The 16580-nt window shown below is 47.3% G+C and carries 12 protein-coding genes; 7 read left to right on the forward strand and 5 right to left on the reverse strand.

All coding sequences use genetic code 11. The features are described from left to right. Window positions 1-5: 5 nt before the first annotated feature. Window positions 6-1301: an esterase-like activity of phytase family protein gene (locus HHL16_RS15925; RefSeq protein WP_169426171.1), complete on the reverse strand. Its 1296-nt coding sequence runs from the start codon at window positions 1299-1301 to the stop codon at window positions 6-8. Between the two features lie 210 nt (window positions 1302-1511). Here HHL16_RS15925 and HHL16_RS15930 point away from each other — a divergent pair, with 210 nt between their 5' ends. Next, complete coding sequence (locus HHL16_RS15930; protein WP_169426172.1) at window positions 1512-2372, forward strand: hypothetical protein; 861 nt, start codon at window positions 1512-1514, stop codon at window positions 2370-2372. 17 nt (window positions 2373-2389) lie between these two features. Here the strand turns inward: HHL16_RS15930 and HHL16_RS15935 are convergent, their stop codons facing one another. Next, on the reverse strand, window positions 2390-3055 hold the full coding sequence (locus HHL16_RS15935; RefSeq protein WP_169426173.1) for a DUF1345 domain-containing protein: 666 nt from the start codon (window positions 3053-3055) through the stop codon (window positions 2390-2392). A 377-nt stretch (window positions 3056-3432) separates the two neighbouring features. Between HHL16_RS15935 and HHL16_RS15940 the strand changes: the two genes are divergently transcribed. Continuing rightward, window positions 3433-6351: a choice-of-anchor J domain-containing protein gene (locus tag HHL16_RS15940; RefSeq protein ID WP_169426174.1), complete on the forward strand. Its 2919-nt coding sequence runs from the start codon at window positions 3433-3435 to the stop codon at window positions 6349-6351. Window positions 6352-6418: 67 nt separating this feature from the next. Here the strand turns inward: HHL16_RS15940 and HHL16_RS15945 are convergent, their stop codons facing one another. Further along, window positions 6419-7345 (reverse strand): DMT family transporter, encoded by a 927-nt coding sequence (locus tag HHL16_RS15945; protein ID WP_169426175.1) that lies wholly within the window; start codon window positions 7343-7345, stop codon window positions 6419-6421. Between HHL16_RS15945 and HHL16_RS15950 the strand changes: the two genes are divergently transcribed. Next, window positions 7242-7472 (forward strand): hypothetical protein, encoded by a 231-nt coding sequence (locus HHL16_RS15950; protein ID WP_169425027.1) that lies wholly within the window; start codon window positions 7242-7244, stop codon window positions 7470-7472. The genes HHL16_RS15945 and HHL16_RS15950 overlap by 104 nt on opposite strands. A 17-nt stretch (window positions 7473-7489) precedes the next feature. Here the strand turns inward: HHL16_RS15950 and HHL16_RS15955 are convergent, their stop codons facing one another. Continuing rightward, the gene (locus HHL16_RS15955; protein ID WP_169426176.1) at window positions 7490-8536 is read right to left on the reverse strand and encodes a TlpA disulfide reductase family protein; all 1047 of its coding nucleotides are present in this window, start codon (window positions 8534-8536) and stop codon (window positions 7490-7492) included. 107 nt (window positions 8537-8643) lie between these two features. Continuing rightward, window positions 8644-9480 carry an ion transporter gene (locus HHL16_RS15960; RefSeq protein ID WP_169426177.1) on the reverse strand — a complete coding sequence of 279 codons (837 nt, stop codon included), beginning with the start codon at window positions 9478-9480 and terminating at the stop codon, window positions 8644-8646. A 214-nt stretch (window positions 9481-9694) separates the two neighbouring features. Between HHL16_RS15960 and HHL16_RS15965 the strand changes: the two genes are divergently transcribed. The 4 genes from HHL16_RS15965 (at window position 9695) to HHL16_RS15980 (ending at window position 16425) form a co-directional block, all read left to right on the forward strand. Beyond that, the gene (locus HHL16_RS15965; RefSeq protein WP_169426178.1) at window positions 9695-10249 is read left to right on the forward strand and encodes a sigma-70 family RNA polymerase sigma factor; all 555 of its coding nucleotides are present in this window, start codon (window positions 9695-9697) and stop codon (window positions 10247-10249) included. Between the two features lie 71 nt (window positions 10250-10320). Then, the gene (locus HHL16_RS25340; RefSeq protein ID WP_169426179.1) at window positions 10321-11343 is read left to right on the forward strand and encodes a FecR family protein; all 1023 of its coding nucleotides are present in this window, start codon (window positions 10321-10323) and stop codon (window positions 11341-11343) included. A 58-nt stretch (window positions 11344-11401) separates the two neighbouring features. Beyond that, window positions 11402-14839, forward strand: a complete 3438-nt coding sequence (locus tag HHL16_RS15975) for a SusC/RagA family TonB-linked outer membrane protein (RefSeq protein WP_169426180.1) — start codon at window positions 11402-11404, stop codon at window positions 14837-14839. A gap of 11 nt (window positions 14840-14850) precedes the next feature. Next, window positions 14851-16425, forward strand: a complete 1575-nt coding sequence (locus tag HHL16_RS15980) for a SusD/RagB family nutrient-binding outer membrane lipoprotein (protein ID WP_346766844.1) — start codon at window positions 14851-14853, stop codon at window positions 16423-16425. Window positions 16426-16580 lie beyond the last annotated feature (155 nt).

The following is a 16580-nucleotide window of genomic DNA, read 5'->3' on the forward strand; positions in this document are numbered from 1 at the left end:
ACCGCCTAGTACAAAGGATTTTTCAGTTTGATGAAGTACACACTGTTTCTATCCACCTTATTTGTACCTGTTAGTATTTTCTGCTGGTATACCTGATTGGCTCCTGTGATGCCAAAATCATCGTCGTTAGAAACTGCGATCAGGCCTGGGTTGATGATCACCAGACCTTCTGCTTTATCGTGCGGATAAAGCGTGGTGATATCAGTCATCAGATCGGCTACCAGTGTTTTCGTTACCGGTGTGATGCCGTTGGCAGCGAGTGTGGCAGCGTCTTTCAGCTCTTCGATTGTTTTTCCGTTGATCAGTTTACCATTAACGCCATTGTCCGGATCGGAGATATCGGTTGCTCCGGCAATATTGATCTTGAATATCTTCTTGAACACGGTGTTTCTGTTGGCTTCGGTAGGGAAATTTCCATCGCGTTCCAGCACAATGAAATTGTTGTTATCGATGGCTGCGATTTCACTTACTGCCTGGAGATTCCAGTTATCCATCATGTACACGAATTGTTTGGTATTGCCGCTGGCAATATCGAAAGTAACAATGCGAATCACCAGTGAATTGCTGATGGCAGCAGAACCAGGGTTGTACAGCGGGAACTGCATGATGCCTACCAGTGTTTTTCCGTCAGGCGTAATGGTCAATCCTTCCATACCTCTGTTGGGGCGGCGTTTTGCCAGTACCAGCGGCAATTTTCTACCGGCAGTAAACGGATTGATCTTCTCGATCGTTTTTCCATTTTTATCAACGTGAATGATATGCGGGCCGTATTCATCACTGATCCAGAAGCTGCCATCGGGAGCGAGGGCCATGCCTTCAGAATCGATGCCGTCTTCACTCGGTGAAAGCGGATTGTTGTTGATATCGAAAGGTTTCTCCCCTGTTCCGCCTGCATTGGCAGGGTTGGGCAATCCGTTGAGGTTATTGCCTGCGCTGTTCTTCAGCAGAATGGACGATTCCAGTACCAGCGAATCTCCTTTCAGTCTGAACTTCCCGATCTGCGGAACGAAATCGGGTGTTGCGATCATGATGCTGCCGGTGGCGGCCTCCGGTACATTCGGGCCACGGTCTGTAAGCAAATAGAAAAGTGTTTTATCTGAAGGGTCCTGTGCCATGGATGAACCATATCCACCATTGAACAAAGTGATATTTCCCTGAACGGTTGTCAGCACTTTGGGATGTCTGTCGTCTGCAATGGCAGGATAGACCACAGGTTTATTTTCTTCTTTATTGTCAGATTTTTTGTCGCATGCAGCAACAGCGAGAAGTGGAAGCAGATAGAGAGAGCTTTTGAAACGCATAGCGTGTAAGATTTCTGCAAAAGAAATGATTGTGGAGTAGCGGAAAATGGAGCCAGGGAAACATAATGGTAAGTTAATAGCGGAGGCAGAAAAAGAACTCTTAAATACGCAACATACTGCGTTTTTGAGCGATAGATTCTAAATTGATGATACCTTTAACGCTTAATACGCAGTATAATGCGGAATTAACCGGATAGCAATAACACCACTATGAAGACATTCACTAAAGTACTCGGCTATTTATCCATTGCAGCAATCTCCTTTCCATCCTGCGATTTCGGCAGCACCAAAGCGCCCGTTGCAGAAAGGAACGGAGCATTCGACCTCGAATCTGTTCAGTTCACAGAAGACATCCCTCAGTTATTCTCTAAACGTCTCATGATCGAAGATGGCATCCGGTACGACAGCGTCCGCGATGGAAAGCTCACGGACTCCATGCTTCGGTACAAGATCTCCAATACCATCACAGATGCTATGGACCTGCAGGTTCCGCAACAGGATTTTGGCTATCTGTACAAAAGTCCCGAAACAGACAGCATAGCCAGATTTCAGCAGATGTACTTCCATTCTCTCGCTGCACTCACAGATAAGAACAAAAAGCCTATTGCTTACTATGCCGAAAGCGAACTGCAAAATGCAAACCTTCGCAAATCTCTGATCGAAGCATTTACAAAAAAGTATGGCGCTCCGAAATACGCATTCCGCATCAGCGCGGAATTCAATCAATGTTCTTACGAATGGGAGCTGAAAGACAGAACCATTCAGATAGAGACGTCCAACGGTATGAGTGTTACATTTAATTCAGGCGATACCGTGGCAAGGAACAATAAATACTACAACCTGAGATTGCTGATAATTGAAAACAGCGCTAAGCCTGCGCTGTACGCAGCACATATCTATGAATTCCCCGATAAAATCCTGTACAACGGGAAAATGCACAGCTACAAAGATTTCCAGTTTGAGAAGAAACAAAAATTCCGTGACGATTTTCTGCTGAACTCCACTTATGAGGATTACATCAAAAATGAATATGGAGAATACAGCATCGATAAGGCAGAGGAAGAAGAATAAGGCCTGAACGCAGTCTGTTAATTTCTCAGGCCCGCAATAAGGTTGATGGTAAGCGCCACTACAAACGTGTTCAATCCAAACGACAACAACCCATGCAGCAGCACTACCCTGCGTAGTCTTGCCCTATTGACCACTACATCGGATACCTGAAAGGTCATGCCGATCACGAAAGCGAAGTAAGCGAAATCGAGGTACCCCGGGCGGGCATGCGGTTCGGGGAATTCGAGTCCGCCTGCATGCGTTTCCACATTTCCTTCTGCATCATCATAATACAGATAGGCGTAGTGAATGGTAAAGATGGTATGCACCATAAACCAGGAGAGCAGAATACCTGCTACCGCTACCGGCAGGTACCAACTTACTTCTTTCGCTTCTTTGGAGAGAATCAGCAACAGTACCATCAGCATGCTGGCAAAGCAGGCCAGCAATATGAGAATGAACACGAGGGTGCGGCTGCCATCTTCTCTGCGGGCTACCTGTCTTATTTTGGTGGCATCGTGAGACCAGAACAGCATCCAGGTAAGCAGGCAATAAATGAGTGAGAATACATCCCAGATCAACATCACGCGCAGCAATACCGGAAGATGCATCTGCCGTGTGAGAAAGTATACGATACCCGAAAAAACAGCACCAACAGCAACACGCTGCAATGGATGCGAACGGACAAAGTAGTTTTGACTCATAACACAAAGATAAAAACAATTGCATATGAACGCCGGCAACATTTGAAAGCGTCATGAATGCTTACCACAACCGAAGAACGAAACAACGATCAGCAAAAGGGGCAATTTCCTGGCAATCGTCAAATAAAACGCCACATTCGTAAGCCGGCTGGCAGGATCCATAAAAATTTGCTAGCATTGCGCCAGATTACCCTAACCCAATTATGAAACCAAACCCACAATTTCCACTGAGCTAATTCGTTTGATTTCTCATCCGCCTCCACCCCGGTATTTATTGAGATCATCTGCTGAACAAAGCCTAACCTGAATTGGCTGCTGCAACCATCAGCCACAGGGAATCTTTGCGCCGGCAACTCATGTAAAAAACCTGAACACTTATGACCCTTAACTCTACCCGAAAATTCGTTCTCTCGTTTTTCTTATCAGTTTTATTTCTGTTCAACAGAACGCAGGCCCAGACTATTTCAGAAGGCTTCGACGATGTTACCCAACTGATCTTTAGCGGATGGTATATGGTTAACAACAGTGCTCCTGCCGGTAAGAACTGGGCTCAGGGAACGCCTGTTGCTGCGTCCGGCGCATTCGATGCATTTGCAGGAAGTGCAAATGCTTACATCGGCGTCGGCAAGAACAGTACCGGCATTCTGGGTAACATCAGCAACTGGCTGCTTACGCCCAACCGAACTTTCCGCAATGGCGATGTGATCACATTTTATACAAGAAAACGCGACGGAGGCAGTTCCCGGCCGGACAGGCTGGAAGTTCGTTTCAGTACAAACGGAGCCAGCACCAATACAGGAACAGACGCCGGCAGCGTAGGTGATTTCAATACACAACTGATGGCTATAAATGCATCTCTCGATGCTACAAGCTATCCACAGAACTGGAAAAAATACATCATTACCATCTCCGGCCTCGCGGCTCCTGTATCAGGAAGAATCGGATTCCGTTATTTCGTAACAGACGGAGGACTTAACGGAAGCAACAGTGATTATATCGGCATCGATGAGTTTCAATACACTCCTTATTCCTGTCCGCTCATAAACATCTCTAACCTATCAATGCCTACAGGCAAAGCTGGTGTGGCATATTCACATAGTTTTTCTCAAACGGGTAGTCTTGGAACTCCCAGCTATGCCATCACAGCAGGAGCGCTGCCTCCGGGATGTACACTCAGCAGCGACGGCACTATTTCCGGCACACCTACTGCAACCGGCACTTTCAATTTTGCCGTTACTGTAAGCGATAAAAGTGGTTGCTTCGGAACACAGTATGTGGTAATTACAGTAATCTGCCCTCCCAATCCTATTACCTTCAACGACTATCAGATTTGTTATGAAGGCAGCCCCATATTTTTATCTGCAACAGCATCACCGGCAGGAGGTTCTTTCTACGGTACGGGTGTAACCGGAGATCAGTTTGATCCATCAGTGGGAACCCAGGAGATATATTACGATATTACAGACCCTTACGGATGTGCTCATTCGAAAAGCGCCGTCTTTACCGTGGTTGATCCCGGAATTACAACCGTGTCTCCCGCAAGTCAATCTGTTTGCGGCGGTTATCCGATCACAGCAATCGTTCCTTCCAATTCAACGGGTGGCGCCACCTTTACCTGGACGCGTGACAAAACCACCGAAGTAGGCGGCATCCCCGAAAGCGGAACCGGCAGCATCAGCGGAACTCCGGTGAATACAACCGGTGCGCCTGTAACCGTTACTTTCACCTTTACTTCCAACGTGAACGGATGTATTAAAACAGCCACTGCTACACTGATTGTGAATCCTGGTCTTGCAATGATCTGCCCTGGAAATTTCTCGGTTGACAATAGCACCAATGCCAGCTACGGCAGAGCATATTACACAACAGCATTTGCAATAGGATTGCCCACGCCGGATGTCAGTTACACTTTCACTGGCGCTACTACTGGTAGCGGCTCGGGTACAGGTAGCGGGTCCAATTTCAATATAGGTGTTACAACCGTTACACTGAAGGCTACCAATACCTGCGGCTCCAAAACCTGTTCATTCACCATTACCGTGAATGATGTACAAAGTCCAAAGATTACCTGTCCTGCTCCGGTAACCGTAAGTTGTGCGGGAGAAGTTCCTCCAGTGAACACCAGCTCCGTTGTGGCAACCGACAATTACTCCAATGTAACAGTATCATTTGTTTCGGATGTGATCAGCAACAAAACCTGCGCCAACAGATATACCATCGCCAGAACATATCGAGCAACGGATCAGGCAGGAAATGCAAGCAACTGTACACAGCTCATTACCGTGAACGATCAGACAGCGCCGGTAATCGCTTGTCCGGCCAATATCACCACCACAACTGCCGGTACCTGTACGGCCGCAGTTAATTTTTCCGTGACAGCTACCGACAATTGCGGAGGGCCGGTAACAGTGGTTACATCTCATGAAACAGGCACTGTATTCCCACTCGGAACAACAACCGTTACCGTAACTGCCACCGATGCCTGCGGCAATCAATCTCAATGCAGTTTTACTGTAACAGTTACAGATACAAAGCAACCTGCCATTACAGTTGCACCAGTAGAACAGAGAGTATGTCCTAAAAAGGACGCTACGTTTACAGTTACTGCAAGCAATGCACTTTCGTATCAATGGCAGAAAGAAGAAGGATCGAACTGGGTTAACATCAATGGAGCCGATCAGCGTTCCTATACAGTATCCGCTGTTACCAGTGCAGTGGACAGAACCCGCTACAGAGTGGCCATCGGTGGTGCATGCAAGAGTATCTACTCCGAACCGGTAATGCTGATACTCAAAGATGCGCCAGCGCCTACGCTCTCCATTCCGTCTGAAATTTGTATGGAAGAAAAATTCGTACAACTTGCAGCCACCCCTGCGGGAGGAACATTCACGGGCGGAATTATCCATAACAATGTATGGAATATCACTGAAGGCAATGTAGGATCACATTCCATTCTGTACACATACACGGATGCAGACGGGTGCACCGGCAGTGCAGGCAAAACAGTGAACCTGAAAATCTGCAATACCAGCAACAACGTTACCAAACTGTTCACTTATCCGAATCCAACCTACAGCAGCGTGCATCTTAAAACGCTGATTGCAAAGGATGCCACTTACACCGTTACCGTTACAGATACAAACGGCCGCACTGTTTGGAGAAAGGAAATGCGCATGCCCATTGGCTGGAATTATGTGTACATAGACATTACAGCAAAACCAGCAGGAGTATATATTATTTCAGTTAAGGGAAATAACGGAGGAAAAAATGACACCAAAGTGGTAAAACTCAAATAAAGAAATAATGTATAGATAGGAGTAATAAAAAGGATCGCTTCATTGCGGTCCTTTTGCTTTTCAGTAGTTAGTGAACGATATTTTCATTCGCCTGCTGAGGCGATTCATTCAGTTGTGCAGCTTCCTTCTTACTGTCTGCTACAATATTGGTGATCACTCCGAACAGGATCATCGCAATCCCTGCAAACAGACTCAGCGTGAACTTTTCATTGAACAGCAGTACACTGATCGCTACGGCGATTACCGGTTCCATCGCCCCCATGATGGAAGTGGGCGTAGATCCGATGAGTTTAATGGCAGCCACCAATGCTGTGATGGAGATCACCGACGTTGCAAATGCAAACACAGCAATATTGATGATCATTTCTCCATCCGGCACTACTTTCACATCTCCCGTAATGGAAATCTTGCAGAGATAATACGCAGCCGAAAACAACATCGAATAAAAAGTGATGAGTATACCCGGAATTTTCAGTCTCCCTTTATTCACCAGCACAATGTAAATAGCATAGAAGAATGCACTGCATAACGAAAAGAAGATGCCCGGAAAATTGATATTCGTAACCGACTCCTTTGCGCTCAATACAAATACCCCGGCAATGGCGATGAAGAGTGACAATACCGTAAGCCTGCTGATTGTCTCCTTAAAGAAAATCCACATCAGTAACGCAACAATCACCGGATATACAAACAGAATAGTGGAAGCGATACCGGGTGTGGAATAATCATATCCTATAAACAGAAAATGCGAACTCAGGGAGAACAGCACGCCGAGTGCGATCAGTATCAGCAGCTCACCCCCGCTAACTTTCAGGGATACTTTGCGGTAGATAAGCCAGGCCAGCATAAACAATGCAGCAATGATAAACCGGTAGAAAAGCGTGGTATCCATGGGAAAGCCTGCGGCCTTTATCGGCAGCACAAACAGCGGAATCAAACCATATGATACGGAAGATAATATCGCCAGCAAATACCCCTTAACTCTAACTCCCATTTTCGTTTTTCGGTTTCAGATTTCTTACTCAAAAAAAATTCCTGTTGCAAAAGAAAAGCCAGCAAATATCCCGCTTTTATTGCAAGTACTGAAGTTCTCTTATTTTTCGGAAACCCCAGAAAACTGAACCGCTAACTATCCTGCTTAGTTTTTCCCCAATACTTCTTCCAGCTTTCTGTCCAGCTCTTCCCCACGGAGATCCCTGGCAATCACCCGCCCTTGTGGATCGAGCAGAAAGCTGCCGGGAACTGAGTTGATGCCAAACTCTAAAGCAATCTTTCCCTGAAAACTCAACATATCCCAGCCTTGTTGCCAGCGCATATTATCGTCGTTAACGGCTTTCAGCCAGGCTGCCCGGTTGGCGTCTAAGGAAATGCTCAATACATCGAAGTTTCTGCTCCTGAATTTTTCGAGCGCACGTTGAATACCGGGAGTTTCTGCTCTGCATGGTTTGCACCAGCTTGCCCAGATATCAACAAATACATACCTGCCTTTGAGCGAAGCCAGATCAATTGTTTTCTCATCCTGATCTATCACACTGAAATCGGGGAACATATATCCTGTGCGATTTGTAAGTGCAACCTGCAGGATCGCCCTTCCGGTATGGGATGATTTCATTGTTTCACTGAGCGCATCATAATATTTACCCAGTTCGGAAAGATTGCCCGCGAGCCATTTCTGTGCAACCAGATCGAGACTCACATACGATCCGGGGTGCAGGAGAATGAAGCTATCCCTCAATTCTATCTGACGCTGCAGTATAAGTCCCCGCGAATCTGCCTGCTGTTCTTTACTGCCTTTGGCACCAATTCCGTTTTCCTTCAGTTGTTGCAGGCTTTGCTGCAACTCCTGAAACTCATCATTTGTTTTTCCTCCTTTGATGCTTGCATTGGCTATTGAACTGCTGCCCTTCACTACTATTTCACCGGGTTCTGCAAAGAACTGCAGCCTGTCTTTACTGGCAACGGCCTCTGAGGATACAGACTCCAGCGATAAATATGCCCTGCGCGGTTCATCGATTTGTCCGCTGAATGTGAATTCCCCATTCCGGGTAATTACGGAATCTTTGATAGCTCCGCCGGGCTTCGTAATGAGCAGCCGCAGTTTGGCAGGATTTGTAAGACCACTCAGCTTTCCTTTGATTACGAATGGCTGTTGTGCAAACAGTGAGCAACCGATAAAGGTTGCCATAAAGGTTAGTATGGTTTTCACCGCTCAAAAGATTTTATTTCAGGAATATTCCTGCAATAAAGCACCGGCTTTGATCTTTCGGGTGAATCGTTGATGAAGAAAAGTTTTTACACCTCCAATGCGCTTCCGCAATACTTGCAAAAACGCGCATCCACATCGTGCCCTTCTCTGCTGCAGGATGGGCAGGCATTGTGCCCTGTCTTTTTCGATTTGGCTGCTATCGCCATTTCTGTGGTTACTATCCCGGTTGGCACGGCAATGATTCCGTAACCGAGCAGCATTATAAAACTGGCAATGAACTTACCCAGAGCCGTTACCGGCGTTACATCGCCATACCCCACTGTGGTGATGGTTACGATAGCCCAGTAAATGGCCTGCGGTATACTGGTGAAGCCACTTTCGGGCCCTTCTACCAGATAAATAATGGACCCAAGTATTACCACCAGCGTGAGCACAAAGAATATGAAGATGGCGATCTTGCGGAGACTGTTGAGCATCGCTACCGACAAGAACCGCATTTCCGACAGAAAATGCACCAGCCTGAAAATTCTGAATACCCGCAGCAGCCGCAGTGCACGCAACACCATCAAAGACTGGGTGCCTGCAATAAACACACTCAGGTAACTGGGAACAATGGCCAGCAGATCGATGATGCCAAATGCACTGAAAACATATTTCAGCGGTTTTCTTATCGAAACCAGTCGCAGAATGTATTCGATGGTAAATAATATCGTGAAGATCCATTCCAGCACATTGAACAACCTGCCATATGTTTGGTTGAGGCTGGGCACACTATCCAGTATCACCACCAGTGTACTGATGAGAATACAGGCCAGCAATGCAATATCGAATGCCTTCCCTTCGGGCTTCTCCGATTCGTAGATGATCTCATGCACCCTCTGCTGCCATTTAGCCGGCGATTTGTCTGACTGATTCGATTTCATATATGAATTTACGCAATTCATAGTTGGTTTATGCAGACGCGCAAGGCGCTTCCATTTCTGGCCGGCAGTCAAAAATCAAAAAATATCAACTTTTTTCTTCTTACTTTCATTACAATAATCCTTCTGATGGGATTATTAATAAGGAAGTCCAACCAAAATAATCATTGCTTGTAATTTAATGCCCGCCAGTTATTCAGATAACGAATTGGTATCAATGATCAAAGACGATCATTACGCTGCCTTCGATACCATATATGAACGCTACGGCGAGACGTTATACCTATTTATACGCAGCAAACTCGACAGTGCAGAACTAAGCAAAGACGTATTGCAGGAGTTATTCATCGGCCTCTGGGAAAAGCGCCACAGCCTTGTATTGCAGCATTCCCTGAAAGCGTATCTCTTTCAGGCAGCGCGCTACAGAATCATCGATATCTACCGAAAGAATGCTACCTACCGGAAATACCTGTACCAATTGATAGAACATTTCGATGTACAGCCCCATTCCGTTGCAGAAACGGTAGAAAACAAATCCAGAACGCAGGATCTGTTCGAGGCCATCAATCACCTGCCCGACCGCATGAAAGAGATTTTCATGCTCAGCAGGTTCGAGCACCTCTCCATAGAACAGATCTCCACACATCTGGGACTGTCGCAGCAAACGGTAAAAAATCAGATATCCGAAGCGCTGAAAATATTGCGCTCCATGTATGTGAAGCTTAAACTCATTCTGTTGATACTGAGTTTCAGCTTCTTATTTCTGTGGTGAATAAAAAAGTATGAATTGGCATAGTACCTTTTCCTTTTTATCACGACTACTTTACATTCAAAACCGATCAGGTGGACATAGAACAGGTAAAAATACTGCTGGAACGATACAATCAGGGACTCTGTACCCCCGAAGAAGCTGAGCTGGTAGAACAATGGTTCAACGGCATCAATCAGCATGAGTCTGGCAGTATCAGTAAGGAAGAACTCCGCCTGCAACTCAGCGACATAAAATCAACCATCGATACGGCATTGGCGCCGGCAATACCGGTTCGCCGCATGCGCCGCTGGTACATTGCTGCTGCCGCAGCGGCTGTATTGCTTGTTACGGCCGGCCTCTACTGGTACAATCAAAGCACCCCATCAGTGGAGATCGCCGGAACACCGGAACCTGCTAAACCTGCATCAGTAGCCACCCGCACCGTAATCAACGGTTCTGTGGAAGTGGTTACTCCGCGTATGGTACGCGATACCATCCGACTCGAAGATGGCAGCAGCATTGTGCTCAATGCAGGCAGCAAACTGCGTTACCCGGAACATTTCAGCGATACCGAACGCAGCATCTGGCTCGAAGAAGGCGAAGCCTATTTCGATGCCACACAGCAGCAGGGTCGCCCGTTTGTGGTGTACACCAATCCACTCACCACTACTGCACTGGGCACCACTTTCAATATCAGAACATATGCTGCAGAGAATAAAGTGACCGTGGCATTGTTCACCGGAAAAGTAAAAGTAGATCACCTCAATACATCCGGCAACCGGGCGGGGTCGCTGGTACTTAATCCCAGCGAACAGGTCAGCTTCAATCGCCTGCAGCCAGGCCTCAAAAAAACATCTTTCGCAAAACCAGAAGAAGTGTATGGCTGGAAAAAAGGACACCTCATTTTTAAAGATGCCAGCTTCGATGAAATTCAAACCGGGCTCGGCAACCACTTTGGTGTAACAGTGCTCAACCATAGCAGCAAAACAACCTGGAATTACACAGGCATCTTCCGAAATGAAAGCCTGAAAGACGTAATGGAAACGCTTTGTATCGCTACCTCACTGACTTACTCTGTAAAAAAGGACACAGTATTTCTTGTAAACAAACACTAAACCATTTGATATGAGGGTTAGACCATGCATATTGAAATGGTTTGTATCCCTGGGGTTAATGCTGAACCTTATCCTTACAGGTAGTCTCAATACAATTTCAAGCGCCATGGGCCTGCAACAACAACCGCAAGGCCCCATCGAAATAACCATTCAGGTGAAGAACAAAAGCCTGGAGTTTGTGATGACGGATATCTTCATCAAATCGGGCCTCAGTTTTCACTACGACAAAACCGATCTCAACCTGAAGAAAAAAGTGTCGCTCAACTGCATCAAAACACCTATCGATGAAGTACTGGCGATGCTTTCCACACAAACCGGTTTGAAGTTCACGCGCGTGAGCAACAGAATTATCGTTGGCTCGCCAGACAAAAGCAATACGATTCCCTCACAGGACCTTCCGGATCAATCGACGGGAGAAAAACTGGTATCCGGAACAGTGCGCGATAGCAAAGGTAATCCGCTTGCCGGCGTTACCATCCAGATCAGGAATACCAACAAAGGCACACAATCCAATGCTGATGCGTCTTTCGAGCTGTTCGCAGCTCCGGGGGATGTTCTTGTATTCAGCTCCATCGGCTACCTCAGTATCGAAGTGCCGGCCACTGCTGCCTACGAAATGGATATAGTGCTGCACGAAAATATCAAGTCGCTCAGCGAACTGGTGGTTACAGCACTGGGATTGCAGAAGAAATCGCGGGAGCTGCCCTACTCCACGCAGCAATTGGGCGGTGATGATGTGGTGCTTGCCAAAGACCCCAACTTCATCAATTCGCTCAGCGGCAAAACAGCCGGCATGACCATCACCCGAAATGCTTCCGGTGTTGCAGGTTCTGTGCGTGTGGTGTTGCGCGGCAACAAATCCACCCGCGAAAACCAGCCACTCTATATTGTTGATGGTGTGCCCTACGCCAACTACACACCTGCGCAACCCGCAGACGTTTGGGGGCAGGCCAACAATATCAGTTTCACCGGCGGCCGCGATGGCGGCGACGGCATTTCCAACCTCAATGCAGACGATATCGAAAGCATCAGCATCCTGAAAGGTGCATCCGCAGCGGCTTTGTACGGCAGTCAGGCTGCGAACGGTGTTATCCTCATCTCCACCAAAAAAGGAAAACCGGGCAAATACAAGATCGATGTATCATCGGATTTCACTATCGAAACACCTATGCTGCTGCCCGATCTGCAATACCGTTACGAGCAAACCATTACACCTTCCACCGACAGTTTAGGCAGGCAACAACCCGGTTCACTTGGCAGCTGGGGCAATCCTGTTCGTGCACCGGATCATGTAACAAAATATTTCAGCATCGGCAACACCGCTTCCAATACTATTTCTTTCAGTGGAGGAAAAGAAAAAGCACAGACCTATTTTTCCTATTCGAACACCAACAACAAAGGCATCATTCCTACCACGCGTTTCAACCGGCATACCATCAATATCCGCGAGACATTGAAACTGCTGAAGAACAGATTGCAGATCGACGCTGCTGTTTCATTGCTCTCCCAGCAAACCAATAACCGGTTTTCGTCCGGATTGTATTACAGTCCTATTTCAGGCCTGTACCTGTTTCCGCGCGGACAGGATTTCGATTACTACAAAAATCATTTCGAATATTACGATGCCGAACTCGGCAGGCAGATGCAGAACTGGTGGAATATCCGGCACGACAACAGCTGGATCGGTCAGGACGATCAGCAGAATCCCGAATGGGCGCTCCGCCGCAACACCCGCAAAGACGAGCGTTTCAGAAGCATGACCACCCTCGCACTCACCTGGCAGCAGAACAGCTGGCTGAGTTTCAAGAGCCGCATCAGCTACGACAGATCAGAAGATCAGTACGAGCTGCAGGCCCATTCAGGTACACAGATCGTGCTATCCGGAGGTAACGGCAGATACACGCTGGAAAAAGAAACCAATACACAATTCTATGCCGATCTGATGGCCAATGCCAATGCAAAGATCAACCCATGGCTGCATCTCGCCGGAAATATCGGCGCCAGCTTCACCGATACCAAGGCACATGAACGCGACTACAATGGCTCTAACCCCAATGCAGAACCGGGTTTGATAATACCCAACAAATTCACGCAGTCCAATATCAGTCCGCTTTCACTGGATGCACAGCTCTATGTGGAACAGAAACAATTGCAGGCTTTGTTCACCAATATTCAGATGGGTTTCCGCAATAAGATCTTTCTCGACATCACTGCGCGTAACGACTGGTCGAGCACATTTGCTTTTACACCAACAGCCGGTAAAGGATTTCTGTACTACTCAACAGGATTATCCGTGATATTGAGTGATATATTCAAACTACCAAAGCCAATCGATTTCTTTCGAGCCAGGCTGAGCTATGCAAAAGTGGGGAATGATATTGCCAGTTATTCGAGCAAACCCTCTGCATTCATCAGGCAACAGATTGCAGGAGTGCCGCGCGTAGTGTTGAATCAGCGTGCGCCGTATCCTGGCGTGTATCTTCAACCGGAAGACAACAGATCCATCGAGACCGGCATAGAGATGCGCTTCTTCAAAAACCGTCTCACAGCCGATATCACTTTCTACAAGAACAACAACTACAAACAGTATATGGAAGTGCCCGCTCCGCGTGGATCGGGATACAATATCTACTACCTTAATCTGGGCAATATCCAGAATCAGGGATGGGAAGCGGTGATAACAGCCATCCCCATACGCACCAGTACCCTCAACTGGACCAGCACCATCAACTTTGCCACCAACAAGAATAAGGTGATCTCACTCAGCACTGCCACAGCATCGGGTGCAGGTCCGGAGAACTTATTTGTGTTGACGGATTTCGGCGTGAATATGTATGGCTCTTTTATTCAGGAAGGTGGCTCATGGGGCGATATCTACTCCAACAAAGAACTGGTCACCAACAGCAAAGGGCAATATGTGATCGATGAGCAGGGACGGCTGAAAGTGCATGCCTGGTCCAAGAAAGTAGGCAATCCCAATCCGGATTTCACATTGGGATGGAACAACAGTGTGGACTACAAAAACTTCAACCTGAGTTTTCTCATCGATGGGCGTTTTGGAGGAAAGGTAATGAGTGTAACACAGGCCATCCTCGATTGGTATGGCGTAAGCGAAACCACTGCCAAAGCCCGCGACAATGGCGGCGTAGTGATCAATGCCGTGAAAGAAGACGGTGGGTCCTTCCCCGGAAAAATGGATGCACAAACCTATTACACTGCCGTTGGCAGCAGGGCCGGTATCGGCGAACTGTATATGTACAATGCCACCAACATACGCCTGCGTGAGTTGAGTCTCAGCTACCGTATTCCGCTGAAATGGAAATGGATGCGCAACATGCGTGTGGGATTGGTTGGCAGAAATCTGTTCTTTTTCGAACTGCACGCACCTTTCGATCCCGAAGTATCGATGGGTTCAGGCAATGGCCTGCAGGGCGTGGATGTATTTGGCATACCACAGGTAAGAAGCATGGGCCTCAACCTGCGATTGGGAATCTAAAAACATGCGTTGTGAAAAGAAGTAAACACATAGTATGGATGGCGCTCGCAGCAACACTGCTGTTAGTTGCCTGTACTAAAAGATTTGAGAAACTGAACACCAATCCATACGAGTTCACTGAAGAAGAATTGCAGGCCGGCAACCGCCTGATGGGCGAGCCATTGCTGCAGGCACAACTGAATCTGCTTATCTACAACGATCCTCCTGTTGCACAATTGCAGCAGAATCTGAACGCCGACATTTTCAGCGGATACATGATGCCTCCAACGCCATTCGAAGGCAATAACAACAATGCCAACTACGGACTGATCTTCTACTGGAACAACAACCCATGGAATGTTACCTATGGCAATGTGATGAAGAGCTGCAAGTTTGCGCAAAACAAAGCCGGCAGCAAATTTCCCGATTTCTACGCATGGGCGCTGATACTGAAAGTAGAGGCCATGCACCGCCTGAGCGATATCTACGGTCCCATCATCTACAGCCACTACGGCCAGCCCAATATGGATCAGAGCGTAGAGTACGATTCGCAGCAGCAGGCCTATTATTACTTTTTCAACGACCTCGACAGCGCCACCAAAATACTCACCAATCTCGTGAACAGTGGAGCAAAGCAGCGTTTCAAGCCATTCGACCTGGTATACAAAGGCGATTACACCAAATGGATCAGGTTCGCCAATACACTGAGGCTGCGGCTGGCCATCCGCATTTCAGGAGTGGACAAAGAAAAAGCAAAACGTGAAGCAGAGGCAGCGCTCAATCATCCCATGGGAATACTGAGAGAGCAGGATGATATTTTTTCAGTGGACATTTCGCCTGTTACGCATCCGCTGAACATCATGTGTTATACCTGGGCCGATCTGCGGATGGGCGCTCCCATGGAGTCGATACTCACCGGCTACAACGATCCGCGACTGCCGCTTTATTTTGTACCCGTCAATGGCAGCAATGAATACCACGGTATTCGTCAGGGTATCAAGATCTTTGCAAAAGAACAATACTCCGGATTTTCGGAGCTGGCAAAACTTCCGAAAAAGATCACTTTCATGACGGTAGCCGAAGCCTGGTTTCTGAAAGCCGAAGCCGCCTTGCTGGGCTACACCGGAGCGGGTAATGCAGAAGAGAATTACAGAAATGGTGTAGCTGCATCCTTCCAGCAATACAATCTGAGCAATGTGAATGAGTATCTGCAAAACAATACGCTGAAAGCCGCTCCATATACCGATCCCCGCAACAGCGAGAACAATATACCTGCCGGCAATCCTCACCTGAGTACCATCACCATCCGTTGGGATGAAAGCGCCAATACGCAAACAAAACTCGAAAAGATCATCACACAGAAATGGATCGCCATGTATCCCGAAGGGCAGGAAGCATGGAGCGAGTTCCGCCGCACCGGTTATCCGAAATTATTTCCGGTGGTGATCAACAATAGCGGCGGCACTATACCTACAGAGAAATTTATCCGGCGTCTTCCCTTTCCCCAGATCGAATTCATTACCAATCCCAAAGCGGTGGAAAGAGCCAAGGCATTCCTCAAAGGAAACGATAATGGCGGCACTCCATTATGGTGGGATATGAGGTAAAAAAAATTTAACATAGAGGTAGTACTACTGCTTCACTCACACGACATCTACTCTGCCACCGGCTGAGCGACGCCGGTTTATCATTACACATATACAGGTAAAAAATAATAGCATCTGCTAAAGGGAATTGCTTTGCCTGTACCTGAACCTTTTTC

The organism is Pseudoflavitalea sp. G-6-1-2 (genome assembly GCF_012927185.1).
Classification (GTDB): Bacteria; Bacteroidota; Bacteroidia; order Chitinophagales; family Chitinophagaceae; genus Pseudobacter.

Excerpts from the sequence above, each read along its gene's own strand:
- HHL16_RS15925 (WP_169426171.1), bottom strand. The coding sequence starts at position 1,301 with ATGCGTTTCAAAAGCTCTCTCTATCTGCTTCCACTTCTCGCTGTTGCT.
- HHL16_RS15930 (WP_169426172.1), top strand. The coding sequence starts at position 1,512 with ATGAAGACATTCACTAAAGTACTCGGCTATTTATCCATTGCAGCAATC.
- HHL16_RS15935 (WP_169426173.1), bottom strand. The coding sequence starts at position 3,055 with ATGAGTCAAAACTACTTTGTCCGTTCGCATCCATTGCAGCGTGTTGCT.
- HHL16_RS15940 (WP_169426174.1), top strand. The coding sequence starts at position 3,433 with ATGACCCTTAACTCTACCCGAAAATTCGTTCTCTCGTTTTTCTTATCA.
- HHL16_RS15950 (WP_169425027.1), top strand. The coding sequence starts at position 7,242 with ATGGGAAAGCCTGCGGCCTTTATCGGCAGCACAAACAGCGGAATCAAA.
- HHL16_RS15945 (WP_169426175.1), bottom strand. The coding sequence starts at position 7,345 with ATGGGAGTTAGAGTTAAGGGGTATTTGCTGGCGATATTATCTTCCGTA.
- HHL16_RS15955 (WP_169426176.1), bottom strand. The coding sequence starts at position 8,536 with ATGGCAACCTTTATCGGTTGCTCACTGTTTGCACAACAGCCATTCGTA.
- HHL16_RS15960 (WP_169426177.1), bottom strand. The coding sequence starts at position 9,480 with ATGAAATCGAATCAGTCAGACAAATCGCCGGCTAAATGGCAGCAGAGG.
- HHL16_RS15965 (WP_169426178.1), top strand. The coding sequence starts at position 9,695 with ATGATCAAAGACGATCATTACGCTGCCTTCGATACCATATATGAACGC.
- HHL16_RS15975 (WP_169426180.1), top strand. The coding sequence starts at position 11,402 with ATGCTGAACCTTATCCTTACAGGTAGTCTCAATACAATTTCAAGCGCC.